The 25,168-nt window shown below is 61.6% G+C and carries 20 protein-coding genes; 6 read left to right on the top strand and 14 right to left on the bottom strand.

The window, feature by feature from the left end:
- Positions 1-126 precede the first annotated feature (126 nt).
- The 5 genes from mrdA to purH form a co-directional block, all read right to left on the bottom strand.
- Entirely contained in the window at positions 127-1,980 is a 1,854-nt protein-coding gene (mrdA, locus tag Q5H92_RS24955) for a penicillin-binding protein 2 (RefSeq protein ID WP_305014300.1), read from the bottom strand.
- Positions 1,981-2,123: 143 nt separating this feature from the next.
- On the bottom strand, positions 2,124-2,585 hold the full coding sequence (locus tag Q5H92_RS24950; protein ID WP_305014351.1) for a hypothetical protein: 462 nt from the start codon (positions 2,583-2,585) through the stop codon (positions 2,124-2,126).
- Positions 2,586-2,647: 62 nt separating this feature from the next.
- Positions 2,648-3,586 carry a rod shape-determining protein MreC gene (mreC, locus tag Q5H92_RS24945; RefSeq protein WP_305014299.1) on the bottom strand — a complete coding sequence of 313 codons (939 nt, stop codon included), beginning with the start codon at positions 3,584-3,586 and terminating at the stop codon, positions 2,648-2,650.
- Positions 3,587-3,720: 134 nt separating this feature from the next.
- Positions 3,721-4,746 (bottom strand): rod shape-determining protein, encoded by a 1,026-nt coding sequence (locus tag Q5H92_RS24940; protein ID WP_046244199.1) that lies wholly within the window; start codon positions 4,744-4,746, stop codon positions 3,721-3,723.
- A gap of 346 nt (positions 4,747-5,092) precedes the next feature.
- A complete protein-coding gene (gene purH, locus Q5H92_RS24935; RefSeq protein ID WP_305014298.1) occupies positions 5,093-6,628 on the bottom strand; it encodes a bifunctional phosphoribosylaminoimidazolecarboxamide formyltransferase/IMP cyclohydrolase in 1,536 nt (511 codons plus the stop codon).
- A gap of 188 nt (positions 6,629-6,816) precedes the next feature.
- On the opposite strand from purH, the gene Q5H92_RS24930 reads away from it, so the two are divergent.
- The 3 genes from Q5H92_RS24930 to Q5H92_RS24920 are packed head-to-tail and all read left to right on the top strand — an operon-like array spanning position 6,817 to position 9,392.
- Positions 6,817-8,010, top strand: a complete 1,194-nt coding sequence (locus tag Q5H92_RS24930; RefSeq protein ID WP_305014297.1) for an acyl-CoA dehydrogenase family protein — start codon at positions 6,817-6,819, stop codon at positions 8,008-8,010.
- Positions 8,011-8,055: 45 nt separating this feature from the next.
- A complete protein-coding gene (locus Q5H92_RS24925; protein ID WP_305014296.1) occupies positions 8,056-8,799 on the top strand; it encodes a PIG-L deacetylase family protein in 744 nt (247 codons plus the stop codon).
- Positions 8,796-9,392: a class I SAM-dependent DNA methyltransferase gene (locus tag Q5H92_RS24920; protein WP_305014295.1), complete on the top strand. Its 597-nt coding sequence runs from the start codon at positions 8,796-8,798 to the stop codon at positions 9,390-9,392. The genes Q5H92_RS24925 and Q5H92_RS24920 overlap by 4 nt, the downstream gene beginning before the upstream one ends.
- Here the strand turns inward: Q5H92_RS24920 and Q5H92_RS24915 are convergent.
- From Q5H92_RS24915 to Q5H92_RS24900, 4 genes are all read right to left on the bottom strand, one after another.
- Complete coding sequence (locus Q5H92_RS24915) at positions 9,389-10,636, bottom strand: glycosyltransferase family 2 protein (RefSeq protein ID WP_305014294.1); 1,248 nt, start codon at positions 10,634-10,636, stop codon at positions 9,389-9,391. The two genes, Q5H92_RS24920 and Q5H92_RS24915, sit on opposite strands and share 4 nt — an antisense overlap.
- Before the next feature lie 255 nt (positions 10,637-10,891).
- Positions 10,892-12,157, bottom strand: coding sequence for a BamA/TamA family outer membrane protein (locus Q5H92_RS24910; RefSeq protein WP_305014293.1), 1,266 nt, complete (start codon positions 12,155-12,157; stop codon positions 10,892-10,894).
- A gap of 82 nt (positions 12,158-12,239) precedes the next feature.
- Complete coding sequence (locus Q5H92_RS24905) at positions 12,240-12,560, bottom strand: (2Fe-2S) ferredoxin domain-containing protein (RefSeq protein WP_305014292.1); 321 nt, start codon at positions 12,558-12,560, stop codon at positions 12,240-12,242.
- Between the two features lie 162 nt (positions 12,561-12,722).
- On the bottom strand, positions 12,723-13,112 hold the full coding sequence (locus tag Q5H92_RS24900) for an ArsR/SmtB family transcription factor (protein ID WP_305014291.1): 390 nt from the start codon (positions 13,110-13,112) through the stop codon (positions 12,723-12,725).
- 102 nt (positions 13,113-13,214) lie between these two features.
- On the opposite strand from Q5H92_RS24900, the gene Q5H92_RS24895 reads away from it, so the two are divergent.
- Both Q5H92_RS24895 and Q5H92_RS24890 read left to right on the top strand, forming a co-directional pair.
- Complete coding sequence (locus tag Q5H92_RS24895; RefSeq protein WP_305014290.1) at positions 13,215-13,901, top strand: carboxypeptidase-like regulatory domain-containing protein; 687 nt, start codon at positions 13,215-13,217, stop codon at positions 13,899-13,901.
- A 96-nt stretch (positions 13,902-13,997) separates the two neighbouring features.
- Positions 13,998-15,371 (top strand): NAD(P)/FAD-dependent oxidoreductase, encoded by a 1,374-nt coding sequence (locus tag Q5H92_RS24890; protein WP_305014289.1) that lies wholly within the window; start codon positions 13,998-14,000, stop codon positions 15,369-15,371.
- A gap of 159 nt (positions 15,372-15,530) precedes the next feature.
- Here the strand turns inward: Q5H92_RS24890 and Q5H92_RS24885 are convergent, their stop codons facing one another.
- From Q5H92_RS24885 to Q5H92_RS24865, 5 genes are all read right to left on the bottom strand, one after another.
- Positions 15,531-16,811 (bottom strand): M16 family metallopeptidase, encoded by a 1,281-nt coding sequence (locus Q5H92_RS24885; RefSeq protein ID WP_305014288.1) that lies wholly within the window; start codon positions 16,809-16,811, stop codon positions 15,531-15,533.
- 170 nt (positions 16,812-16,981) lie between these two features.
- Positions 16,982-18,205, bottom strand: coding sequence for a type IX secretion system outer membrane channel protein PorV (gene porV / locus Q5H92_RS24880; protein ID WP_305014287.1), 1,224 nt, complete (start codon positions 18,203-18,205; stop codon positions 16,982-16,984).
- A gap of 49 nt (positions 18,206-18,254) precedes the next feature.
- Positions 18,255-22,250: a type IX secretion system sortase PorU gene (gene porU / locus Q5H92_RS24875; RefSeq protein ID WP_305014286.1), complete on the bottom strand. Its 3,996-nt coding sequence runs from the start codon at positions 22,248-22,250 to the stop codon at positions 18,255-18,257.
- A gap of 132 nt (positions 22,251-22,382) precedes the next feature.
- Positions 22,383-23,111 carry a CDP-alcohol phosphatidyltransferase family protein gene (locus Q5H92_RS24870; RefSeq protein WP_305014285.1) on the bottom strand — a complete coding sequence of 243 codons (729 nt, stop codon included), beginning with the start codon at positions 23,109-23,111 and terminating at the stop codon, positions 22,383-22,385.
- A gap of 116 nt (positions 23,112-23,227) precedes the next feature.
- Complete coding sequence (locus Q5H92_RS24865; protein WP_305014284.1) at positions 23,228-23,869, bottom strand: MBL fold metallo-hydrolase; 642 nt, start codon at positions 23,867-23,869, stop codon at positions 23,228-23,230.
- 219 nt (positions 23,870-24,088) lie between these two features.
- Between Q5H92_RS24865 and Q5H92_RS24860 the strand changes: the two genes are divergently transcribed.
- Entirely contained in the window at positions 24,089-25,165 is a 1,077-nt protein-coding gene (locus Q5H92_RS24860; RefSeq protein ID WP_305014283.1) for an NAD(P)/FAD-dependent oxidoreductase, read from the top strand.
- Positions 25,166-25,168: the final 3 nt, after the last annotated feature.

Raw genomic sequence — 25,168 nt, 5'->3', positions numbered from 1 at the left:
CGTCTCGTCGTTGAACGACCGGGTCCACACCATTTGACACCGCATGACTGCGCAGTCATAACAACATCAGCAACGACGAGACGCAAAATATTGCGTCTCTACCTCGTTCAACTTCTCCCCCTGCCGTTAGTGCAGCTTCTTCGTGAAGTCGCCGTACATCACCCAGTCTTCCCAGCGGTGGCGGTAGCCAGCCACTTTGCCACGCAGGTATTTTTCAATCATTAACCCCGCAGCGGGAGCGGCGCTGGTACCCCCAAAACCGGAGTTTTCGATGAACACGGCGATGGCAATTTTCGGGTCGTTCACCGGGGCGAAGGCGGCGAAGGTGGCGTGGTCGAAGCCGTGGGGGTTCTGCACAGTGCCGGTTTTGCCGGCCACCGAAATACCCAGCTCGGCCAGCGAGGCTAGGTTGCCGGTGCCGCCGTTGCCGTCCACCACCATCTGCATGCCGGGGATGATGTATTTGAACAGCGTCGTATCGACGGCCGTGTAGTGCTTCTGGCGGAACTGGGGCAGCGGGCCGCCGTTGCCGATGCTGCGCACGAAATGCGGCGTGTAGTACCAGCCGCGGTTGGCGATGGTGGCCAGCACGTTGGCCATTTGCACGCCCGTGATGCCGATTTCGCCTTGCCCGATGCTGAGCGAGTACACGTTGCGGTAGCTCCAGCGGTGTTGGCGGTTTTCCTTCTTGTTGAAGAACTTCTTATCGTAAAACTCCGGCGAGGGAATCAGGCCGCGCTTTTCCTGAAGCATGTCCACGCCCAGCTTCTCACCCAGTCCGAAGGTTTTCACCATTTTCTGCCACTGGCCCAGGCCGATGTGGGTATCCTCGTACTTATTCTTGCCCTGGCCGCGCAGCACGGCCGCCTGCATCACCTGATAGAAATAGGGGTTGCAGCTGTTTTTGATGGCAATGCTCACGTTGGACGGCCGCTCGTGGCGGTGGGTGCAGCGCACCAGCTTCTGGTTGCACTCGAAGCCAGTACCGGGCTGCACCACGCCCAACTGCAGGGCCACCAACTCGTTCACCAGCTTAAACACCGAGCCGGGCGGGTAGGTGGCCATCAGCGGGCGGTCGAAGAGCGGGCGGTCGGGGTTGTTGAGCAGGGCCATGTAGCGGTTGCCCGCGCCCTTGCCGGTCAGCAGGTTGGGGTCGTAGCGCGGCACCGAAACGAAGGCCAGAATTTCGCCCGTCTTGGGGTCGATGGCCACGATGGAACCGCGGCGGTTGGCTAGCAGCTTCTCGCCGTAGGCCTGCAACTCGGCGTCGATGCTCAGGTGCAAGTCCTGCCCGGCCACCGAAAGGGTGTCGAACTCGCCGCCTCGGAACTTGCCTTTCTCGATGCCGCGCACGTTCACCATCTTGTACTGCACACCGCGGCGGCCCATCAGAATAGGCTCGTAATACGACTCCAGGCCCGAAATACCGATATTTTCGCCGGGCTGGTACTTGGCGTATTTCGGCTTTTCGAGCAGCGCTGGCGTGATGGAACCCACGTAGCCCAGGGCGTGGGCCAGGTTGGCCGTGCGGTAGGCCCGGGCCATGCGCGCCTGAATGCGGAAGCCGGGAAAGTCCATCAGGTTGTCCTGAATGATGGCTAGGTCGCGCGTAGTCAGGTTCTGGACAATGGGCGAGGGCTTGTTGCGCGAATATTTTTTGGCCACGCGCAGGCTGTTGCGCAACTCTTCCTGTGGAATTTGCAGCAGCTCGCAGAAGCGGGCCGAGTCGAGTTGCTTCACCTCCCGGGGCACCACCATGAGGTCATACACGGGCTCATTCTGCACCAGCAACTGGTCTTTGCGGTCGTAAATCAGGCCGCGGTAGGGTATCTGCACCAGGCGCTGCAGGGTGTTTTTGTCGGCGGCCAGCTTGTACGTACCGTCCATCACCTGCATGAAAAACAAGCGGGTGAGGAAGATGAGCACCACAATTAAGAAGATGCCCTGGACGACGTATTTACGGCCTTCTAAATATTGCATTTCACTTTATATCGTTGCCCGTCATGTCGAGCTTGCCGAGACATCTCGTGTGCTACCACTAATCCAATGGGTAAAAAGGATTAGTGGTAGCACACGAGATGTCTCGGCAAGCTCGACATGACGTTCTACTAAATAATTTACTCCTAACTCCTCCCCCTTCGCACCGGGAAAAACAGCAGCTGCACGATTAACAACGCCAGCCCGGTAAAGAGTGCGCTCACCAGTATTTTTCCCAGCGTGAGGCCGATGTGGCGGAAGCTGCCCAACTCCAGGATGAAAAACGTGGCGTGGTGCAGCAGCACCAACAGCGTGAGATACACGCCGAACCAATGCCAGCCCATCTGGTGCACGTTCACGGCGTCGGCCGAGTCGTAACCGTCACGCGGGGTGAGCAGGCGCAGCACCCACGGCCGCAGAAAGCCCAGCAGCACCGCCGCCGCCGCGTGCAGCCCGCCCGTGTCGTAGAAAATATCCATCGTGACGCCCATGGCGAAACTCAGCAGCAACTGCACCACAATAGGCGTGCGCAAGGGCAAAAACAACAGGAAGCCCAAGTAGAAAAAGCACCAGCCCAAATCGAACAACACCAGCCGGCTAATGAGCATCACGTGCAGGCCCGCGTAAAGCGCGAAGCGCAGGATTTGAACGAATAGAAACCGTAGGCCACTCATTTGCGCTTCCCTCCTTCCGGCAGCATGCCCGCGCGCGCCTCCACGGTGTCGCGCTCGGCTTTAGGCCGGCTCGTCACCACGTACACGTATTGTAAATTGGAAAAATTGACGCCTAGGCGCACCCGAATGGTCCAGAAGTTCTTGTCCGGTTCTTTCACGAAGGAATCAATGGTACCGATGAAAATACCTTCCGGGAAAATGGCATTGTAGCCCGACGTCACCACTGTGTCCCCTTTCACCAGTTTGGTTTCGCGCAGCACGTTGTCGAGCAGGGCGTGGGTGGGGTCGTCGCCCTGCCACTTGATGGTGCCGAAGGTGCCGTCGCGCTTGATTTTGGAGGCAATGGTGGTTTTGGAGTGCAGCAGGCTGGCCACGGTGGCGTAGTGCTCGGTCACGGCCTGCACGCGGCCGGCCACGCCGCCCGCCGCCACCACGCCCAGGCCGCGCTGCACGCCGTTGGCCGTGCCCACGTTCAGGGTGAAGAAGTTATCCACATTACTGAGGCGGTTGTTGATAACCCGGGCCGGAATCAGGGGGTAACTCGGGTCGCGGGCCGGCAGGCGCTGCTGGCCCAGCAGCAGCGTATCGGGGCGGCTGGCGGGGCGCTGGTAGCGCACCAGCCGGAGCGTGTCGGTGCGGGCTGGCGGAATGGCCACCGAGTCGGCCTCGCGCCGGGCCGTGTCGGGCGGGTAGAGTTGCTGGCGCAGCGCCGCATTTTCGGCCGCTAATTGTTTATTTAAATCGGCCAGATGGAAATAGTCCGTTATATGGGTGCGGCGCTCCAGCACCACGCCCGCGTAGGAATTGGCCGAATTAAAAAACGCCGCCCGCTGGTACGAATTATTGGTTACAAATAAATAGAGGCTTATTATTTCCAATAAGCCAAATACCAGCGCCCCGCGAAAGCGAAATAGGAAAAGAAATAAATTCCGCACGGGGGATTAATTGGATTGAATAAGAACGTCATGCAGAGCGTAGCGAAGCATCTTTACCGCAGCAGTAATTATTTACTATTGAGGTAAAGATGCTTCGCTACGCTCTGCATGACCGTTTTTACACTAATTTCGAATTACGTCAGCAGCACGCCTTTAAAGGCCTGAATGTCCTTAATGGCCTTGCCGGTGCCGCGCACTACGGCGCGCAGCGGGTCTTCGGCAATGTGAATGGGCAGCTTGGTTTTGGCCGCGAGACGCTTGTCGAGCCCGCGCAGCAGGGCGCCGCCGCCGGTGAGGTGAATGCCGTTTTCGTAAATATCGGCCGAGAGTTCAGGCGGCGAAATTTCGAGGGCTTTCAATACGGCCTCTTCGATTTTGGCCACCGATTTATCGAGGGCAATGGCAATTTCCGAGAACGTTACTTTAATAACCTTCGGAATGCCCGTCATCAAATCGCGGCCGCGCACTTCATGGTCGGGCGGCGGCACGTCGAGTTCGGTGAGAGCGGCGCCAACTTCGATTTTGATGCGCTCGGCCGACCGTTCGCCGATGAGCAGGTTGTGCTGCCGACGCATGTAGTCGAGGATGTCCTGGTTGAAAACGTCGCCAGCCGTTTTAATGGACTGGTCGCACACGATGCCCGAGAGGGCGATAACGGCGATTTCGGTGGTGCCGCCGCCGATGTCGATAATCATCGAGCCCACGGGCTGTTCCACGTCGATGCCGATGCCGATGGCGGCGGCCATGGGTTCCTGAATCATCCAGACTTCCTTGGCGCCAGCGTGCTCGGCGGAGTCACGCACGGCGCGTTTCTCTACTTCGGTGATGCCCGAGGGGATGCAGATGACCATGCGGTGCGAGGGCTGAAACAGCCGCGTGCGCGTGTCAATCATCTTAATCATGCCCTTAATCATTTCCTCGGCGGCGTGGAAATCGGCAATTACCCCATCCTTGAGCGGGCGGATGGTGCGGATGTTGTCGTGCGTTTTCTCGTGCATCTGCTGGGCCTGGCGGCCCACGGCGATGACTTTGTTCGTGGTTCGGTCTTTGGCGATGATGCTCGGCTCGTCCACCACGATTTTGTCGTTGTGAATGATGAGCGTATTGGCCGTGCCCAGGTCGATGGCGATGTCGCTGGTCAGGAAATTAAAGAAACCCATTGAGATATATGCAATAAGGCGGAGCTCGGGCCGGTGCTCAAGCAAAATAATGGGCAAAGGTACGGAAGGTTTGGGCGGGGTTGGTGAACGGGATTATGGGATTCTGCCAAGGATGCCGGCCAGTCCCGCCTGTCATTGCGAGGAGGCACGACGAAGCAATCCGTCCTGTCAAAATCAGACACGCCCTTTCGCCACAAAGCCCCGGCACTGCGCAGTACCGGGGCTTTTCAGGTTTTAGAGCTTTAGCCGCGTTGACGTTCGGTTGTCACATTATTAGGCTAGTCGCTGAGAACAGGACGGATTGCTACGGCCTGCGGCCTCGCAATGACAGGCGACTGGCCTGCCCCTAGTGCTTGAAGTGCCGTACGCCCGTCAGCACCATAGCCATGCCCAACTCGTCGCAGGCTTTCACGCTATCGGCATCCTTGATAGAGCCGCCGGGCTGCACCACGGCGCGGATGCCGGCCGCGCCGGCAATTTCCACGCAGTCGGGGAAGGGGAAGAAGGCGTCGGAGGCCATCACGCAGCCGTGCAGGTCGAAACCGAAGGCGCGGGCTTTCTCAATGGCCTGGCGCAGGGCATCGACGCGCGAGGTCTGGCCCACGCCGGAAGCCAGCAGCTGGCCGGCGCGGGCCAGCACGATGGTGTTGCTCTTGGTGTGCTTGCAGATTTTGGCGGCGAAAACAAGGGCCTCCGTTTCTTCAGCTGTGGGGGCCGATTGGGTGACGGTGCGGAAGTCGGCAGCCGCTTCGGTCTGGCGGTCAGCATCCTGCTCGATGATGCCGTTGAGTAGGGTTTTCACCTGCTTCTTCGGAAACTCGACCGGCTTTTGCAGCAGCAGAATCCGGTTTTTCTTGCTCTGGAGCACGGGAAGCGCGTCGGCTGCAAAGCCAGGCGCAATCAGGACTTCGAAAAACAGCTGGTTCAGCTCGGCTGCGGTGGCCGCGTCCACTTCCTTGTTCACGATGATAACGCCGCCGAACGCCGACGTCGGGTCGCAGCTTAGGGCGTTCACGTAGGAGTCGCGGAGCGTGGCGGCCTGGGCCACGCCGCAGGCGTTGGTATGCTTGAGGATGGCGCAGGCGGGCTCGCCGTCGCTGAATTCGGCCATGAGGGCCACGGCGGCGTCTACGTCCACCAGGTTGTTGTAGCTGAGCTGCTTGCCGTGCAGCTGGTCGAATAGGGCCGACAGGTCGCCGTAGAAAGTACCGGCCTGGTGGGGGTTTTCGCCATAGCGCAGGGGCGTGGCGGGCTGGGCGCTGAGGCGCAGGGCCGCGCCGGCCACGGCGGTGTCTTGGCTCACGTATTTGAAAATCTCGGAGTCGTAGTGCGAGGTTGTGGCGAAAGCGGCGGCGGCGTAGTGGCGACGGTCTTCGAGGTCGGTGGCGCCATTCTTGGTGGTCAGCAATTCAGTCACGGCCGCGTACTGGTCGCGGCTGCTGACGACCAGCACGTCGCGGAAGTTTTTGGCGGCGGCGCGCAACAGCGAAATGCCGCCAATGTCGATTTTTTCGATGACGTCCTGTTCTTCGGCACCGCTGGCCACAGTTTCTTCAAACGGATAAAGGTCGACCACCACCAAATCGATGGGTGGGATGCCGTGCTGCTCGGCCTGGGCCAGGTCGCCGTCTTCGTGGCGGCGGTGCAGGATGCCGCCGAACACCTTGGGATGCAGCGTCTTCACGCGGCCGCCGAATACTTCGGGGAAGCCGGTAAGGTCTTCTACGGCGGTTACTTCGGCGCCTTCGTCTTCCAGAAATTTCTGGGTGCCGCCCGTGGAATAAAGCGTCACGCCGTGCTGCCGCAGCAGCTGCACCAGGGGCGCCAGCCGGTCTTTGTGGTACACGGAAAGGAGGGCGGCGCGAATGGGGCGAGACGACATAATAAGGTTGTTTTTGCAGGAAAAAGCACAGCACTATTGCCGCCGCAAAGGTACGCCCCTACCCCCGCGGCATTCCAAAAGCTTTATTACCGAATTGTTAGCCGCGCCTTCGAGAGCTTGACCGATAAGGCTGAATGGGCCGAACACTGCAGCCGCTTATGAAGTATAGAAACTCTCTCCTTCAGCCTATGCCGGCCGCTGACTCCGATTTCGCGCTGCTCTCCACACCACCCGCTTTGATTACAACTGATACACTGGCCCCAGCGGCCTTAACCAACCCCGCCGCAGCGGAAGCCGCCGCCGCCCAGCTGGCGCCGCGCTTATTTGCCCAGGCCGCCGAAACCGATGTAGAAGGCGGTTTTCCCACGCAGGAATTTGATTGGCTGCGAGCGGTGGGCCTGCTCACGGCGGCCTTGCCCGCTACATTGGGCGGCGCCGGGCTCGATACCCCGGCGGCTACGTTGCCGCTGCTGCGGGTGCTGCAGCACATTGGGCGGGGAAACCTGGCGGTGGGGCGCGTGTTTGAAGGGCACACGAATGCGCTGCAGCTTATTCAGCAAATGGGCACGGCCGAGCAAGTGGCGCGCTACGCCGCCGATGCCCGCGCCGGCCGGCTGTTTGGTGTCTGGAATACCGAGATTCCGGCTGATGGTGTGCACCTCGAAGCCCTGCCTAACGGGCGCTACCGCCTGCGCGGGGCCAAAACGTTTGCATCGGGCGCGGGCCATCTGGCGCGGCCGCTTATCACCGGCGCCTTGCCCGATGGGCAGGGCTGGCAGTTGTTCGTGCTGCCCGCCGACAGCCAGCCTCCCGAGTTGGACCGCTCCTTCTGGCGGCCGTTGGGCATGCGGGCCACGGCCAGCTTTCGGGCCGACTTGACCGGGCTGGAAATAGGTCCCGAGGACTTCATCGGTCCGCCCGATGCGTATTACCGGCAGCCGGCATTCAGTGGCGGCGCCATCCGGTTTGCGGCGGTGCAGCTGGGTGGGGCCGAGGCGATTTTCGAAGAAACCCGCCGCTTTCTGCAAAGCCTGGGGCGCATCGACGACCCTTACCAACGCCAGCGCCTCGGCCAAATGGCCCTTGCCCTCGAAAGCGGCCACCAGTGGGTACGCGGGGCCGCCGAACACGCCGCCCGCCCCAACGCCACGGCCGAGGCCGAAGCCACCGTGGCCTATGCCAACATGATGCGCACGGCCATCGAGACCATCTGCCTCGACATGCTGCAGTTGGCCGAGCGCTGCGTGGGCGCCCGCGGCCTGCTCCAGCCCCTTCCCTTCGAGCGCCTGCACCGCGACCTCACCCACTACCTGCGCCAGCCCGCGCCCGACGGCGCGCTGGCCGACGTGGGCCGCTTCGTGCTCGAAGGCAAGACGTTTTAGTTGTTGGTTTTTTGTTGTCAGTTGTTAGCGTTTTCCTTTCCAGCTTTGCTTCCTTTTAATTCTTACCCGATGCGGCCGGGCAGCTTTGCCGCCACGCTGGGCCCCACAGTGGTAATAGCTCCCCACCCCGACGACGAGGCCCTGGGCTGCGGCGGGCTGCTGGCCCTGTTGCGGCAACAAGGCGTGCCGGTAGCGGCCGTGCTGGTGAGCGACGGCTCGATGTCGCACTCAAACTCGCTGTTGTTTTCAGCCCAAGCACGCCGGGCAGTTCGGGAGACGGAGTTCTGCCACGCCCTCACTTTGCTCGGGCTCGATGCCACGGAGCCGCTGCTGCTGGGCCTGCCCGATGGTCGCGTACCCAGCTCAACCACCGAACCCGGCTTTGCCGCTGCCGCCACTCAGCTGCAGGAGTTTCTGGAGCAACATGCGGCAGCTACCGTGCTGGTGCCCTGGCGGCGCGACCCCCACCCCGACCACCGCGCTACCAGCCAACTGGTGGCGGTGGCTCTGGCCGCGATGGATAAGCCACCGCGCCGGCTTGAATACGTGGTGTGGGCCTGGGAACGCGCCGCGCCCGACGACCTGCCCACGGCAGCCGATGGCGTACAGGGGTTTCGCCTAAATATTGAGGCTGGGCTGCGGCAGAAGCAGCGGGCCATTGCGGCGCACCGCTCGCAGGTGGCACCGGGCGTGTTCACCGACGATGCTGACGGTTTTTTATTATCCGAAGAAATGCTGGCGCACTTCGCCACACCGTATGAAGTTTTTTTTGAAGCCGTAGCGCCATGAACGAAAACCAGCCCAACACCCTACCGCCGGAATATTTCGACCACGTGTACCAGGCCAACCGCGACCCGTGGAATTTTGAAACCAGTCCTTATGAGCGCGAGAAATACGCTGCCACACTGGCCGCCCTGCCGCGCCCGCATTACGCCGAAGCGTTTGAAATAGGTTGTTCGCTGGGCGTGCTCACGGCCCAGCTGGCGCCGCGCTGCGCTCACCTGTTGGCCGTGGACGTAAGCGAAGCCGCGCTGACCCAGGCCCGAGCCCGCTGCGCCGAGCTGCCGCAGGTAGAAATTCGTCTGATGCAGGTGCCTAACGAATTTCCCACCCAGAAATTTGACCTGATTTTATTGTCGGAAGTCGGTTATTACTGGTCGCCGAACGACTTGGCCCGCGCAGCCGACCAACTCATTGCTGGCCTACAGCCTGGCGGCCAACTCTTACTGGTGCATTGGACGCCGCCGGTTCACGACTACCCACTCACAGGCGACGACGTGCACGAGTTTTTTCTGGCCAAGGCCACGGAAACTGGTCCCTTGCGGCACCTCACCGGTCAGCGCCACGAAAAGTACCGGCTCGACCTGCTGGAGAAACGCTAAACGGCCACCACGGCCCGCCCCCCCGCTACCAGATGGCTCTGGATGAGCCGCGGCAACAGCAGCAGCGCCCGCGACAGTGGCACCGGAGCCACAGCCAGCGCCGGGCTGTGCGCCAAGGTCCATTCCCAAAGCACCCCAAAAGTGGGCGCCTGCCCCAGCTGGCTCAATACGACCGATTCGGGCAGGCCGAGGCGGGTGACCAGCGCAGCGATTTCGGCGCCCGGGCAGCCGCTCCAGCAGGCGCGCAGCTGGCGACGTAGCTGCCAGCGCCGCGCCAGTTGCACGGGGTTGTCAACGTAAGGCTCACGCTGCTGCTGGCTCATTTTCAACCACTCACTTAGCTGCCACGAAAGGCCGACCTCGACGCGGCCCTCGCGACGGGCGGAAGTGAGCACCTGCACCGTAGGGCTATGGCGCAGCTTCAAGTCGTGCCGCCGCAGGGCCTGACACAGGGCTTCGTCTTCCAGAAAACGGACTTCGGGCAGGCCGCCTACCTGGCGGTAGGCGCGGGCGGTGAGGGCCAGACTGGCCCCAAAATGCTGGTGATGGCGTGGCCACGGGTCAACCGGCGCAGGGTCGAGGAGGCTTTCCAGGCGGGCGCAGAGCAGATGGTAGGCTGCGTCAGCTGTCTGAATACGGCGCAGGGGCTGCAGCGCTGGGCTGCTCATTTCGGTGAGGATGCGGCCGCCCACGGCATCGGCGCCAGCGTCTATTTCGGCCTGGATGGCGGCCAGCCAAGTGGGGGCCACACGGGTGTCGGCATCGGTGCTGGCGATAATGCCATGGCGGCGGCCTACTTGCTCCAGCCGAGCGCAGGCCTCGTCCATGAGCAGGCGGCGGGCCCGGCCCACGTGGGCCTTGGGGGCGGGCAGGCACAGCTCGGCCACGTGCACCATCAGGTGCGGAAAGCGGCGGGCCTGCTGGCGCACCACCGCGGCCGTGTGGTCGGTGCAGTTATTGGCCAGTACAATGACCTCGAAGCTGCCCGCCGGCCAGGGGCGGCCCTGCAAATCGACCTGCGCGGCCAGGGCGGCCAGCGTGGTGGGCAGGTTGGCTACTTCATCTTTGGCCGGGATGATGACGCTGATGCGCAATGCGGGATGGGGCAGGGCAAGCTGCTGTTGCAGCAGGCGGGCGCTACGGCCCTGGAGTGGCAACGGAAACAGCCAGTCGGCCGATTGGGTGGGGTCGGTTGCGGTAGGCTCGCCGGCGGCGAGGAAGCGGGCGGGCGTAGCGTGGTCCATCAAATCGGTGTACGCCGCGCCATGCGAAAGGATAAGGCCCAGCTTGCCGGGCGGATGCAGCGAGGAAGCTTCTCATCAATTCTACTCGCTCAGTATAAATCATTCACCGGCCTTGAATGCAGCGCTTAGCCAGACTGATTTTTCCAGAATAATTCAAATAGCTCATGCCTAGAGCAGCCATTCTACAGCTCTGTAACACACAAAAGCCCCACCCGAATTAACGGGCAGGGCTTTTAATCATTGTTTTTGGTAACCTTAGAAGGCTTCGCCGATGGCGAACAGGATACCGGGCGAGCTGCCGGTGCCGCCGGCATAGTCGAGGCGCAGGTTCACCCGGTCGCGGCGGATGAAATTGAAGCGGATACCGGCGCCGCCAGCGTACTTGGTGTCGCTGAGGGCAAATTTGTCGATGTAGTTGTTTACGTTGCCAACGCCGCCGAAAACGGCCCCGTCAAACCGGCTCAATACGCTGCCGCCATTGGGGAACAGCTTGTGCCGGATTTCGGCCTGGAACATAATCATCTGGCGGTCGCGGAAGCGTTGCTCGTAGATGCCCCGCAGCAAGTTGGCGTTGTTGTAGAGCGTGCCGCCCAGGTTGGCCCCAATGCCGGCCAGCTCGCGAAACGGCACATCGCCGGTGTGGAACTGCCCGAGGAACTGCGCCGCCAGAATGGTGCGGTTGGAGCCCAGGGGCTGGAAGTGGCGGGCATCGAGCTGGTAGCGCACAAAACGATAGTCCGAACCCAGGCCCGTGCCGTTGAAGGTGGCGCCGACATCCAGCAAGTTGCCCTTGAAGGCGGCCAGGGGCACGTCGCGCGTGTCGTAGGAAATGACGGGGCCGAGGCCTGATACGCGGGTGTTCTGCCGTTCGCGCTCGGTCATGCGCGGGTCGGTATAGAAGACATTGGTCCGGGCGCCGTCCACGCTGCTGCCCGGCGCGGTGACTTGCGTGATAGAGGTGAAACGGTATTGCGCGCCGAAAAACAGCTTAGGAGCAATCTGTTTCTGCAAACGCTGGTTGATGATGAAGAGCTTGTAGTCAGTTTCCGACTCAGCGGCGCTGCTAGTGCCGGGGCCCTTGCCGTAGTAGTAAAGCAGAATGTCGTAGGCGCTGATTTCACCATTGAGATATAATTTCTCGCCGGGCGTGTACACGGTGTGTACTAGTTGCAGCAGTGACTGTCCCTTCTGGGTGGTCCAGTACTGCACCCGGGCATTGGAAGGGCGCGTGAGGGTATCCTTGGAGAACCGGCCGCTCAGCAGGGCACCGAGGCCGTAGCCGAGGCCGGTTTCGGCCTGGTAAAACAACACCGGAATGGGCAGCAAACTCAAATTGCCGTCTTTGCCCAATTGCCCGAAGGACTTGGTGCCCATGGCCTGGGCCTGCGCCCGGGTAGCCAGCGGCGCCAAGCCGGAGCGGGGAGCAGTGTCGGTGTAAACGGAATCGGGGGGAGCGGCCGGCTGGGCGGCGGCACTGAAAGCCAGCCCGGTCAGAAGCAGGGCTGCGAGAGAAAAGCGCATAGAGCGGCGGATGAATAACAGATGAATTGCCCTATCAACGGATTCCAGCCCGCTTCGGTTGGAACCCGGCCCATTGGCAGGCTTATTCTTCTATCCGCAACCGCTTTAGCACCTTGCCCCGGCCCACGTGCTCGGCCACCAGCTCGGCGGCATCAGCGGGGCGCACGTTGCCATACACGGTGCCTTCGGGATATACGATGAGGGCGGCGCCAGGGCCCTTTTTGCAGTCACGGCACAGGTCTAGGCAGTCGCAGGTTTGCACCTGGGTGCGCAGCTTGTGGCCGTCGATTACCTGTTTTTTCAAGCCTTGGTGCTTGAGCTCTTTTTTCAGGGCTTTGGCCACGTCCTCCCCTATCCCTGATTTTTGGTTGGTGCACACGAAGAGGCGGCGGGAGGTGCTCATGATAAGAGGGATTTGAAAATGGACCGATTGAATCAAATGGCCGTCATGTCGAGCGCAGCCGAGACATCTCGCGTGCCGCCACTAACTCTTTGAAAGGATTACTTCAGCACGCGAGATGTCTCGGCTGCGCTCGGCATGACATTCTTTTTTCGGCTAAGCTTCCTACAGCGGCCCGTGCCAGTGCCGGTTCTGGAGCTTATACGCGGCCAGTTCGCGGTTCGACCACAGGATTTGGTATATCTGCTGGTCGCGCAGCAGCTGCGGGTCTTTTTCCATGAAGCCGAGCAACTCCTGCAGCAATTCGGCCGCCTCTTCTTTCAGGAAGTAGTACATCCAGTTATCGAGCCGGCGCACGTTCACCAAACCTGCATTCTTCAAGTACGATAATTGCCGGCTGGTTTTGGTCTGGGTGAAATCGAGCACCTGCTCCAAATCGGCCACCACCATTTCCTGGTTGCGCCACAGCAAATGCAGGATGCGGACACGGCTTTCGTCGCCCAACGATTTAAAAAGTTGCTGCCCAAAAGCAACCGTGAAATGTTTCAAGCGCATCTGCTGTCTAGGATGAATGGACGGATGCCCCGTGTTCTTCCGCCCAAAGTTACCATCGGCCCCGCCCCGGGCGCCGTATATTTGCCTACTCGACTCCTGAACATGCCTGATTTCTTGCGCTTTCGTCGCTTTTCCCTCTTTTTTGCCGTGGCCCTGCTGGGCACGCTGCTGCTGGCGGCCCCGTCGGCGTACGCGCAGGGCAAGCGCAAAATCATTCAGTTTACCGGCATTGTGGCCACCGGCGACAGCCTGCTGGGCGTGCCCGGCGCCAGCATCTACGTGCCCCGGGCCGGGCGCGGCACCTCGTCCAACGTCTACGGCTATTTCTCGATGGCCGTGCTGGCCGGCGACAGCATCGTCATCCGCTCGCTGGGCTACGCCAACTACACCGTGGTTATTCCGCCTGACTACCAGCGCCAGAGCTACTCCGTGGTGATTTCGCTGGTGGAAGACGCTACTATGCTGGGCGAAGTGCGCGTGTTTCCCTACACCACCGAGCGCGACTTCAAAAAGGCTTTTCTGGCCTTGCGCCTGCCCACCGAGAAGGGCAGCGCCGCCGCCGACAACCTAAACCAAGAGCTGATGGCGCGCATTTTCCGGACCCAGCCCATGGGGGCGGTGGCCAACTTCCGCCAGACCATGCAAAACCAGCAGTACAACCAGGACGTGCGCGCCGGCTTCGGGCCCAGCACTTACGCCAACAACCCGCTGCTCAACCCCTTCAGCTGGCTGAAGCTGGTGCAGCAGGTGAAAAACGGCGAGTTCAAGAAGAAGTATAACGACGACTAACGCCTCGTAGGCAGCGGGCCTGCGGGCACGAAAAAACAACTTCTGCCCAACATTTGGGGTAAAGCACAGGTTATTACCCGGCTTTACTTCAATTACATGGACACGAATCTTCCCGTTTCGGCGCACCCGCGCGTGGTCATTATTGGCTGCGGTTTTGGGGGCTTGCGCCTGGCCAAGGCCCTGCGCAAGGCGCCGGTGCAAGTGGTGGTCATCGACCGCAACAACTACCACAACTTTCAGCCGTTGCTCTACCAGGTAGCCACCGGCGCCCTGGAGGCCGACAGCATTGCGTATCCGATTCGGAAAATTTTTGCGGGCCAGAAAAACTTCTTCTACCGCATGGCCGACGTGCACAGCGTGGACCCGGCCGCCAATACGGTGATTACCAGCGTGGGCAATATTCGCTACGACTACCTGGTGCTGGCTACCGGCTCGCTCACCAACTTCTTCGGGCTGGAAAGCATTGAGCGCAACGCCATGCAAATCAAGAGCATCCCAAATGCTCTTAACCTGCGCAGCTTCATTTTCCAGAATTTTGAGAAAGCCCTGCTCACAGAAAACCCCGAAGAGCGGCAGGCGCTGCTCAACATCGTGGTAGTGGGCGGCGGGCCCACGGGCGTGGAAATCAGCGGCTCGCTGGCCGAGATGCGCAAGCACGTGCTGCCCAAAGACTACCCAGAGCTGGACCTGCAGCACATGCAGATTTTTCTGGTCGAAGCCGGGCCGGCGCTGCTTGGGCCTATGTCGCCAGCCTCCCAGGCCGATGCCAAGCGCTACCTCGACGAGCTGGGCGTGAAGGTGATGCTGAACACGTCCATCAAAAACTTTGAGGATAACCGGGCTTATTATACTGACAACGAATTTATTGCTACCGAAAACCTGGTGTGGGCCGCTGGTGTGAACGGTGCCGAAGTGCCCGGTCTGCCCGCCGACGTAGTGACCCGCAACAAGCGCATCAACGTGAACCTGTGGAACCAGGTAGAGGGCCTGAATAACGTCTTCGCCATCGGCGATGTGGCCAACATGGTGACCGACGACATGCCCCGCGGCCTGCCCATGCTGGCGCCCGTGGCCCAACAGCACGCCGACCACCTCGCCGCCAACCTGCAACGCCTGTTGCGCGGCGAAACGCCCAAGGATTTCGTGTACAACAACAAGGGCTCGATGGCCATTGTGAGCCGCAACAAGGCCGTGGTGGACCTGCCCAAGAACATCCATTTCAACGGCTTCTTTGGCTGGGCCACCTGGCTTTTTGTGCATCTGATGACGCTGGTAGGCTTCCGCAACAAGGTGGTAGCTTTCATCGACTGGGCCTTTAGCTATTTCAGCACCGACCAGGCCCTGCGCCTCATCATCCGCCCCTTCAGCCGGCGCGATGTGAAGGACGACAAGGGCAAGAAAAGCGCCGAGCACCGCACTGCTACGGCCGAGTATAATCCTACGCCGCCCGCCATTCAGGAGCCGGCGTAGGCGAGTAATTCGTCCGCTTATCCAAAAAAGAACGGTCATGCTGAGCGCAGTTGAAGCATCTCTACCGCAGAAGTAATCCAATCGACAGGATTTACTTCCGCAGTAGAGATGCTTCAACTGCGCTCAGCATGACCGTTCTTTTAGCTGCTTTGATATTCCCTACGCCGCCGGCCCCGCTACCACCGTCTGCATAGCCTCTGGTGCCAAGTATTGCTGCGCCAGCGCTCGTAGCGTTTCGGCGTCGGTGGCTTCAGTTTGCTGCACGAATTCGGTGTAGTAGTCGGCCGGCAGGCCCATAAAAACCAGGTTTTTATACTTGTCGCACTGTTCAAACACCGTGGACAGCTCATTGGCAAACTTGCCGAGAATGTAGTTTTTCACCGTCTCCAACTCATCAGCCGGAATCAGTTCGTCCTGCAGGCGGCGCAACTCCATTTCAATCTCGCTCACGGCGAAGCCAGCACTTTCGCCTTTCACATCGGTGCCGATGACGAGCGACGCGCCTTCCTCGCGCGGGGCCACGCTGGCGTAAATGCCGTAAGTCAGGCCCTTGTCCTCGCGGATGTTGCGCATCAGGCGCGAGCCGAAGTAGCCACCCAGCACGTTCACCAGCAGCTTGAGGCGGTGTGTGTCGGGGTGCGTGGGGCTGGGCCACAGGCGGCCCATGCGGATGGACGCCTGCAGGCTGCCTGCTACCGGCACCTGAGATGGCGTACCCGGCGCAAAACCTGATTGCCCGGCCGCACCCGGCGCCGGCCGGGCCTCCCCTGCTGGCCCCGTGCTGAAGGCATCGGCTACCAGGGCCTGGTCGGTAGCCACATCGCCGCACAGAAAGATTTCAGCGTTGGCCAGCCCGTAGGCCGTCTGGTGGAATGCCCGCGCCTCCTCGGCGGTAAGGGCCTGGTAGGCGTTGGCGTCGAAGGGCCGGCCGTAGGGCGTTTCGGCCCCAAACAGCAGCTCGTTAAAACGCTCCGAAGCCAGGAAGCTGGTTTTCTGACGCTCGACGCGCACGTTCTGAATGGTGCGGGTTTTGAGCTGTTGCAGCTCGTCGGCCGGGAAGGCGGGGTTTTGGAGCACGTCCAGCACCAGCGGCAGCAACGTCGGCAGGTGGCGCGTGAGGCAGTACAGCGTGAGCGTGGAGCGGTCGAAACCGGCGTCGCACTCCAACGAGGCGCCGTAGAAGGCCACTTCGTCGGCAATCTGGCGGGCGGTGCGGGTGGTGGTGCCCTCCAGCAGCATGCGGGCCGTGAGGGAGGCCAAGCCGGGCCGGGGCTCGGCCAGCTTGCCGGCCCGGAACACGGCCTGCAGGCGCACCACCGGCTGGGCGTCGTTGGCCAGCACGTGCAGACGGGCGCCGCTGGGCAGGGCCAGCACCTCGGCGGCGGGCAGCGCCACGCGGGCCAGGGGTTGAACGGGAGGGGCTAGGGTGCGGTCAAGCATTTGCAGGAATCGGAAATCGATGAGAATGAATAGAAAAAGAACGTCATGCTGAGCAAAGTCGAAGCATCTCTACCGCGAGAGTAAATCCATGCGATTGGATTACTACTACGCGCGAGATGCTTCGACTTCGCTCAGCATGACGTTCGGTTTATTACAACCAACCTAGTGGCTTAGTTCGAGGGAACTTCGCCGCTGGTGCCACCGGCACCGTTTTCGTCGAAGGCATCGGCCAGCTTGTTCAGGTTGAAGTGCAGCGACACCCGAATGGTTTGGGCCAGCGGGTTGTTTTGCGAGTTGTTGCCGGTGGGCACCAGGTAGGTGCCGTCGATGCCGAATACCTGGTAGCGCACGCCCAGGCCCAGGCTCACGTATTGGCGGTCGCCTTTGTCGGGGGCCTCGTAGAAATAGCCGCCGCGCGCATACAGCAGGTCGTTGTAGTTGTATTCCAGACCCGTCGAGAGGTTGATTTCGCGCAACTCTTCCTTGAATCCGCCCGGCGCATCGTGAAACGACGAGAAAATGGCACCCACAATGGGCTGGTTATTGCGCTCCACGTTAATGGCTTTGATGCGCGGGTCGTTTTGGCTCACGCCGTCTTCGTAGTACGGCGAGGGCACCAGCAGCTTCGTGGCATCGAATACCAGCGTGATTTTGTTGTACTGGTCGATTTCGCGCGTCAGGGCCGTGCCCAGCTTCAACTGCGTGGGCAGGAAGCTCGGGTTGGTGGGGTCCGAGTAGGTCATCTTGTTACCGATGTTCGAAATCGTGCCCCCGAAGGCCAGGTTATACAGGCCCGTGCCAATGGTCACGTCCTTCGAATAATAGGCGCCCAGGTCGACGGCCACCGACTGGCCGGGCTTGGCATCACTGCTGCCAATGGCCCCGATAAGGTTGGAGCGGATGTAGCGCGCCGAGGCGCCCACGCCGAAGTTATCGGTCAGTTGCAAGCCGTATGATACCGTGAAGGCGTATTCCTTGGGGTTGAAGGAGCCGTTGGGCAGGTTCTGGCCGTCCCGGTAGTCGATGTTGCCCAGGTCGAAGTACATCAGCGAGGCGCCGAAGGCCGAGCGCTGGCCCACCTTGGCGTAGCCCGAGAGGTACGACAAACTCATGTCGTCGGTGATGTTACGCAGCCAGGGCGAGTACGACATCGACACGCCGTATTTATACTGCTGAAAGCCCAGCTTGCCCGGATTGAAATAAGCCGAGTTGGCATCGGGCGACGTGGCCACTCCGGCCTCGCCCATGCCCGAGGCGCGGGCATCGGGGCTGAGCGTAAGAATGGGCACGGCCGTGGTGATGGCGTGGGGGTCGAGCTGGGCGTGGGCCGTGCTGGCCGAAGCCAGCAAGCTGGCAACCAGCGCCAAGCGCGAACGGGAAACGAGTGACTGCATACTGGTGGGAGAAAAGGCCATTGGCGGCCCGGGCGCAAATAAAAGCGGATTAATTGAGGATGACGAGTTTTTCGTACTTCGAAGCCGTGCCGTTGGTGGCCGAACGCACGCTGAGGCGGTAAACGTATACGCCGCGGGCCAGTTGGTCATTGAACTCGTCGCGGCCGTTCCAGGTAATGCTGCTCTGGTGCGATTCCGTGCTCGGCACCGAGGCCGTGAGCGTGCGCACCAACCGGCCCGCCACCGTGAAAATCTGCACCTGCACGTCCAGCATGCCCGACTCGCCCCCAGCTTGGTTGTGGTCGAATAAGAACGTAGTAGCGTTGGCAAACGGATTGGGGTAGTTCAGCACGTGGTCGAGGGCCAACTTCTCGTTGGTGGCTACCACAAACTCAATTTCCTTCTCGGCCGAGTTGTTGTAGGTATCCCAGGCCTTGAGGCGCAACGAGTGCGGACCGGTGGCCAGCCCTTTGAACAGGTTATTGACCTTGCCCGAGCGGAAATCGCCCACGTTGGACACGTAGCTGTCGTTTAGCACCAACTGCCGGCTCACATCGTTGTCGACGGTGGCCGTGATGTCGTGGCCAATGCCGGAACCGGTGGTGTTAATGCCACTTGAGTCGCTCAAAAAAGCCAGCAGCGTGGTGTTGGGGCCCGTGAGGCCGCCGAAGGCAAACGACTCGCTGTCCATATACAGCTTGATTTCGGGCGGGGTGGTATCGAGCACCGCGGTGCTATCGGCACCACCCACACGCTTCAGCTGGTAGCCGTGGGCATCTATGCGGCGGGTGGCGTCGGAAGCATAGAGACTCACTTTGCCCAGGCCCACGTTGTAGTTGATGTCTTTGGGCACCACAAACGAGAGGTTGAACTCGCCGTTCGTCACGTTGGCCTGGCCGCTGTAAATCACGCTTTCCTGAATCACCACCGGCCGCGGTGCATCGGCCGCATACGTGCCCTGCTCGTCGCCGAGGGTCATCACCGTGGTGGGTTTGTCGTAAATCGTCACTTGCGCCCGGCCCGTGAATGCCGTATTCAGCGCGTTGTTGTTCAGCACTTTGCCGTGCAACCGCACACGGGCCAGCGCCTGCATAGTATCGGCCGGCTGCCACTGGCCTCTAACGTTCCGCTCGATATTATCTATCACCACCGTTTGCTGGGGATAGGCCAGCGTCATGCTGGGGTCGGCTAGCAGGGTGTAGTTGCGGCTGTTGAGGTCGTAGGCCGGGCCCGCGCCGTGGTAGTCGTTCTTGCTCCTCATCACGATGGTGCCAATGCTGGGCACCTTGCCGTTGACGGGCTGCAGCACGCGGTTGAAGTAGGCCTGGTTCAGGCCGGCGTTCTGGCCGGCGTCGACCACGCGGGTGGTGGTGAACAGGCCAATGGCGCCGCCCGTGACGTTATCGGTCAGGGCCTGCTCGCCGGCCGAGGTGAAGTCGGGGTTGTCGAAATAGCTGAAATCGCAGGTGCCCGTGGTGAAGAACGTGAAGTTGTTGGGGTTGCGCAGGGCTAGCACCGAGGCGTTAGTCAGAATCTGCTCGTCGGCCCAGCCCTTGGGGCCGCCGTGGCCCAGGTAGTTCACAATCAGCGAGCCCTGCTCAACCGACTGGTCGATGGCCCGCTCGGCATCGGGCGAGCGTTGGCCGGCCGAGAGGGCCACCTGCGGGTAGAGGTCGAGGTAGACCTTGTGCACGTTGTAGACCGGGTAGTCCGCCTTCAGGCTGTTGGCCACGATTTCTGAGCCGCCCCCCACAAACAGGTCGCCTTCGCCATCGTCCGACACCAGCGTGATGCGGTTGCGCCACTTGCCGTACGACTGCGGCGAGTCGTAGGAAATAATCTTGTCGACTACTTGCCGGGCCTGCAGGGTCACATCGGCTGATGTGCCCTGGGGAAGGCGCACCGGCAGGCGGCCCACACCCAGGTCCAGCAGCTCGCTGCTATTGCCTTCAAACCATTCGCCCTCGTCATCGTCGAGCAGGGCGTAGTAGTCGTCCGAAGCGTAGCTCACCCCGCCGTAGAAGGGCGCAAACGACTCCCGCGACTCGTAGGTAGGGACGTAATTCTGGTTGAAGTTATCGTAATCGGCGCTGCTACGGAACGGTACGCGAGCCCCGTTTTTCCACCAATCGGGCTCAAACGCTTTGTCGTTGCTGGGGTCCGACTTGTAGTCGTACGACGCATCGCCGAACAGCAGCAACTCCATCTGCTTGCCGGCCGGCGACCGGTCGTAGAGCTGCTTCACAAAATCGCGGATGGCCGTCACGTCCTGCCCGCCCGAGCCGTACTCGTTGTAAATCTGGGGCGTGGTCACCACCACCGCCTGCAGGCCGTCGTGGGTGCGGCGGTGGTTGGCCAGGCGCTGGGCCTCGTTCAGAAATATCGGGTAGGTCACGATAATCAAATCGGCCGACGCGATGGCGTGCAGGTCCTGGTTGGGCACGCGGCGGAAGTTGCGGGGCTTCTTGGTCAGGTTGCCGTTGGGCAGGAAGGCCACGTACTCGCGCAGCGTATCGGCCGGCGCCACAAAGCTGCCATTACTCAGGGCGTAAGAAGCCGGCCGGCGCGGGTTGGTCACGTCCCACACCACCGCCCCGGTGCTGTTGGCCAGCGTGTACTGGTTGAGGTTGCCAAGCCCGAGGTTGCTCAATGAGCGGAATTCCAGCTGCGCGTCGCTGGTCACGAGGCGCAGCTGGCGCAGGGCATTGATTTCGAAGTAGTCGAGGTAGCCGCTGGCGCCGCCGTCGCCGCTGCTGAATGTGAGGCCTACCCGCAGCTCGTTGCCGGGGCTTGGCAGGGCCAGCGACCAGGTGGTGGTGGCCTTGTTGGCAATGGGCGTGAACGCCTGCGTCTCCAATTCCCGAATCGGCTGTGTGCCCAGGGCTGCGTTGTTCAGCGTCAGCTGGAAAGAGCTGGGTACCACGTTGCTGCTGGCCACCAGCGAGCTGACGACTTTCACAGGCACATTGGCCACCAAATCCGGCGCGTTGAAGGCAAATGTTTGGGTCAGGCCGCCGGGCCGGAAGCCCTCGCCTACCCAGGTGCGCCCCGAACGCAGCAGGTTGGCCATGTCGCGCTCGTGAAAGTCGCGGTGCATGAACGTGGTGATGCTGGCGGGCGTAGCGCCGGCCGCCGGCGGAGTGGCCGGGGCCACGCGCTGGCCGGGTGTATTGTCCACCTTCACGAAGTAGTAGGTGGTGTCGGTATAGATGTTGTTGCGGTGCCGAAACACACCGTCCTGCGCCTGCCAGGTGTGCGGACCCGGCGAGTAAAATAGAAAAAACTCCCCATCGTCGAGCCTGCCGTTTCCGTTGTCGTTGACGAGCATGATTCTATTTTCTGCCAGGTCGTCGGGGCGCCGCACGGCGCTGGCTTGGGGCAAAATCCCCATCGAGTTGCCGTAGAGGTGCAGGTTGTTGGTGTTGAGCGTCTGCGTGTCCAGGCCCATGTCGGCCAGCATGGCTTTGTCGAGCTTGTAGATGCCGCTTTCGGGCACGCCTATTTTGTACCAATCGCCGGTTTGCAGCACCGAATGGCTGGCATAGGTATGAAAACCGGTGCTGCGGTTGGCCGCGCTGCTTTTGCTATCCACCGCATACTGGTAGTCGAACGACACCAGGCGCTCGGGCTGGCCGGTTTGGGGGTTGCGGCGGGCGGGGCGCAAGCTCAAGCGCGTCACCACGAGCTTCATTTCGGTGCCGGAAGACAGGCGCGGGTCGGGGCCAGCGGGCAGCTTGCTCACGTCGAACAGCTTGGCGTCGGCGGCCGAAAAGGGCTCGTACACCAGGTTCAGCAGCTCGCCCTGGCTCACGGCCCCGCCCGTCAGGCGCAGCGTGTACCAGCCCACCTGCTCGTCCAGGCCCATATTGGCTTCGCTGAAGGTGGGCACCTTCTGCTTGCGCACGCTGCGGCTTGGCACTTCGGCATAGCCGCTCCAGCTAATGGTGCCGTGGGTGGTGGTGAGTGCGCCTGACTGGGCGCGCGCCGGGGCCGCCGCTCCTGTCATCAACCCCGCAACTGCAACAAAGAGAAGAAAAAGACGCATATACGCTCTGTTAAAACACTAGTACCTTTTGATGGCCGACCGAACCCTCGCCCGGCAACAGCACGGCCGGGCTTCCGGTTCACCCGCCAGTGCTATCATAACAATCAAATAGTCTATTTATTGCCCTTGGCGCTACGCCCCGCTACGGGCCGCCGACTTCGGCACCGACAATAGCACATAGAGCAGCACCACCAGCGGCACGGCTGCCGCGCCCAGCATCAGCAATAATCCTGCCGTCAGCAATAAAAAGATGAACCGGCGCCGGTTATCGCCCCAGCGCAGGGTCTTGAACTTGAGGGCAAACAACGGCAGCTCGGCCACCAGCAGGCCCGAAAGCAGCACGGCCATGCCCACAAGCACCAACGGATTCAGCACCACGCTGCGCAGCCCGAATTGGTCGTGGGCCAGGATGAGCGGCAGCGAGGCCACCACCAGCGTGCACGCCGGGGTGGGCAGGCCAATGAAGGAATTGGTCTGGCGGGTGTCGTTGTTAAACTTGGCCAGCCGCAAGGCCGAGAAGATGGTGACCAGAAAGCCCACGTAAGGCACATATCCGGCCCAACCTACCAGGTTGTGGAGGCCTGGCTCGGGCGAAATCATGGATTTGTAGAGCAGATGGAAAAGAATAGCGCCCGGCACCACGCCAAACGACACCATGTCAGCCAATGAGTCTAGGTCTTTGCCAATAGCCGACGACACACGCAGGGCCCGGGCCACCAGCCCGTCGGCAAAGTCGGCGGCGGCGGCGGCGGCTACAAACCAAGCCCCCGTTTCCAGCTGACCGGCGAAAATATAGGTAAGCGCCAGACAGCCGCACAGCAGGTTGAGGCAGGTAATGGCGTTGGGCAGGTGTCTTTTCATTTAACAGTTATTCAATTAACATTTAACAATTCTCGACTTTCCAACAAGCTCATTTAGCAGCAATCAGCCAACGCAGGTTCGGGGCCGATGGTCTGTTAAATGATAAATGTTAATTGTTAAATGAGAAACGGGTTGTGGCGGCGCTCCTCGCCGATGGTGGTGGCGGGGCCGTGGCCGGGGTACACCACCGTGTCGTCGGGCAGGGTCAGGAGCTCGGTTTCGATGCTGTGGAGCAGCTCGGCGTGGTTGCCGCCCGGCAGGTCGGTGCGCCCGATGCTGTGCTGAAACAGCACATCGCCGGCCATGAGGGTGGCCGTGGGCGCGTGGTAGAACACCACATGGCCCGGCGCGTGGCCCGGCGCGAAACGCACTTCCAGCTCGGTTTCGCCGAAGCGCACGGGCTGGCCAGCTACCAGCTCGCCGGTGGGTTCGGCCGGCCGGTACTGCGGGAAGCCGTAGTTGGCGGCGTAAGTCGACACGGCGCGCAGGGTGGGCACATCGAGGCGGTGCACCAGAAACGGCGTGCCGGGCCAGGTATCGAGCACGAACTGGGCGCCGAGGACGTGGTCGATGTGGGAGTGGGTGTTGAGCAACAGCACTACCTGCAACTGGTTGGTTTCGATGTAGCTGCGTAGCGCCTGCTGCTCGGCAGCGGTGTAGCAGCCGGCATCCACGATGGCGCACTGCCGGGTGGCGTCGTCAATCAGCAGGTAGGTGTTTTCGGAGAATGGATTGAAGGCAAAGCCGGCAACGGTCATATAAAGGAGGAGATTATAAGCAGTGCGGAAAGGTACGGCGCTGCGCGGAATGAGAAATTGGAAGGAACGTCTTCTGTCATCCTGAGCGCACCGAAGGAGCTTATTACGTCAGAACGACTTGCATAGAGCAACTGTAATAAGGTCCTTCGGTGCGCTCAGGATGACAGAAGACGATTCGCTCAATTTTGCATTAGGCCCCGCATCCTTACCTTGCCGGCCATGACGGACTATGATTTTCTGGTAGTGGGCCACGGCATTGCGGGCGCTACGCTGGCGTATGTGCTGCGCGAGCGGGGCCACCGCGTGCTCGTATTCGACCCCGGCCAAGCCAACTCGGCCTCCAACGTGGCGGCGGGGCTGATGAACCCGGTGGCCGGCAAGCGCTTCGCCCTCACGTGGCGCGCAGCCGAGCTGCTGCCCTTTGCCGGCGCCTTCTACCGCGAGCTGGAGCAGCGCTACAACCAACGCTTTTTCCACGCAACCCCGATTTTCAAGCTCTTCGGCTCCGTGGAGGAGCAGAACGCCGTGCTGGCCCGCAGCGCCGACCAACCCTGGGACGGCTTCGTGGCCGAACTCACTACCACCGACCCTGGCCTGCCCGGCGTGCACGCGCCCTTTGGCGGGGCCTGGCTGCGCGGCGGGGGCCACGTGGCCGTGCGCGAGCTGCTGGCTGCCCTTGCCGCCGAAGGCACCCGCGACGGCTGGCTGCGGGCCGAAGCCTTCGATTGGAATAAAGTAGAAACCGACGTCGACGGCGCCACCTACGCCGGCCGGGTGCGCGCCCGCCACGTCATTTGCTGCGAAGGCGCGGCGGCGGTGCGCAACCCGCATTTCAGCTGGCTGCCCCTTACGCCCAACCAGGGCGAGGTGCTGGACGTGGAATGCGCCGGGCTGGACGAGGCGCAGGTGCTCAACCGGGGTGCCTACGTGGTGCCCATGGGCGCGGGGCGCTTTCGCGTGGGGGCCACCTACCGCTGGCCGCCGTTTGCCGAGGGCATCACGGCCGTGGCCCGCGAGGAGCTAGCGGCCCGCCTCACCGTCGTCACCGACCTGCCGTTTGTGGTGGCGGGGCAGCGGGCGGGCGTGCGGCCCGCCGTGCGCGACCGCCGGCCGCTGCTGGGGCCGCACCCCACGGTGCCTTCGTTAAGCTTCTGCGGCGGCTACGGCTCGAAGGGCGTGATGCTGGCCCCGCGCTTGGCCACGCTGCTGGCCGATTGGCTGGAAAGCGGAGCCGAAATATGGCCCGATGCCAGCCTGCAGCGCTACAACGCCCTGCGGCCGGTTGGCGTAATTTGAGTA

Source organism: Hymenobacter mellowenesis (assembly GCF_030581005.1).
Classification (GTDB): domain Bacteria; phylum Bacteroidota; class Bacteroidia; order Cytophagales; family Hymenobacteraceae; genus Hymenobacter; species Hymenobacter mellowenesis.
This window is presented reverse-complemented; position numbering and strand designations above follow the sequence as displayed.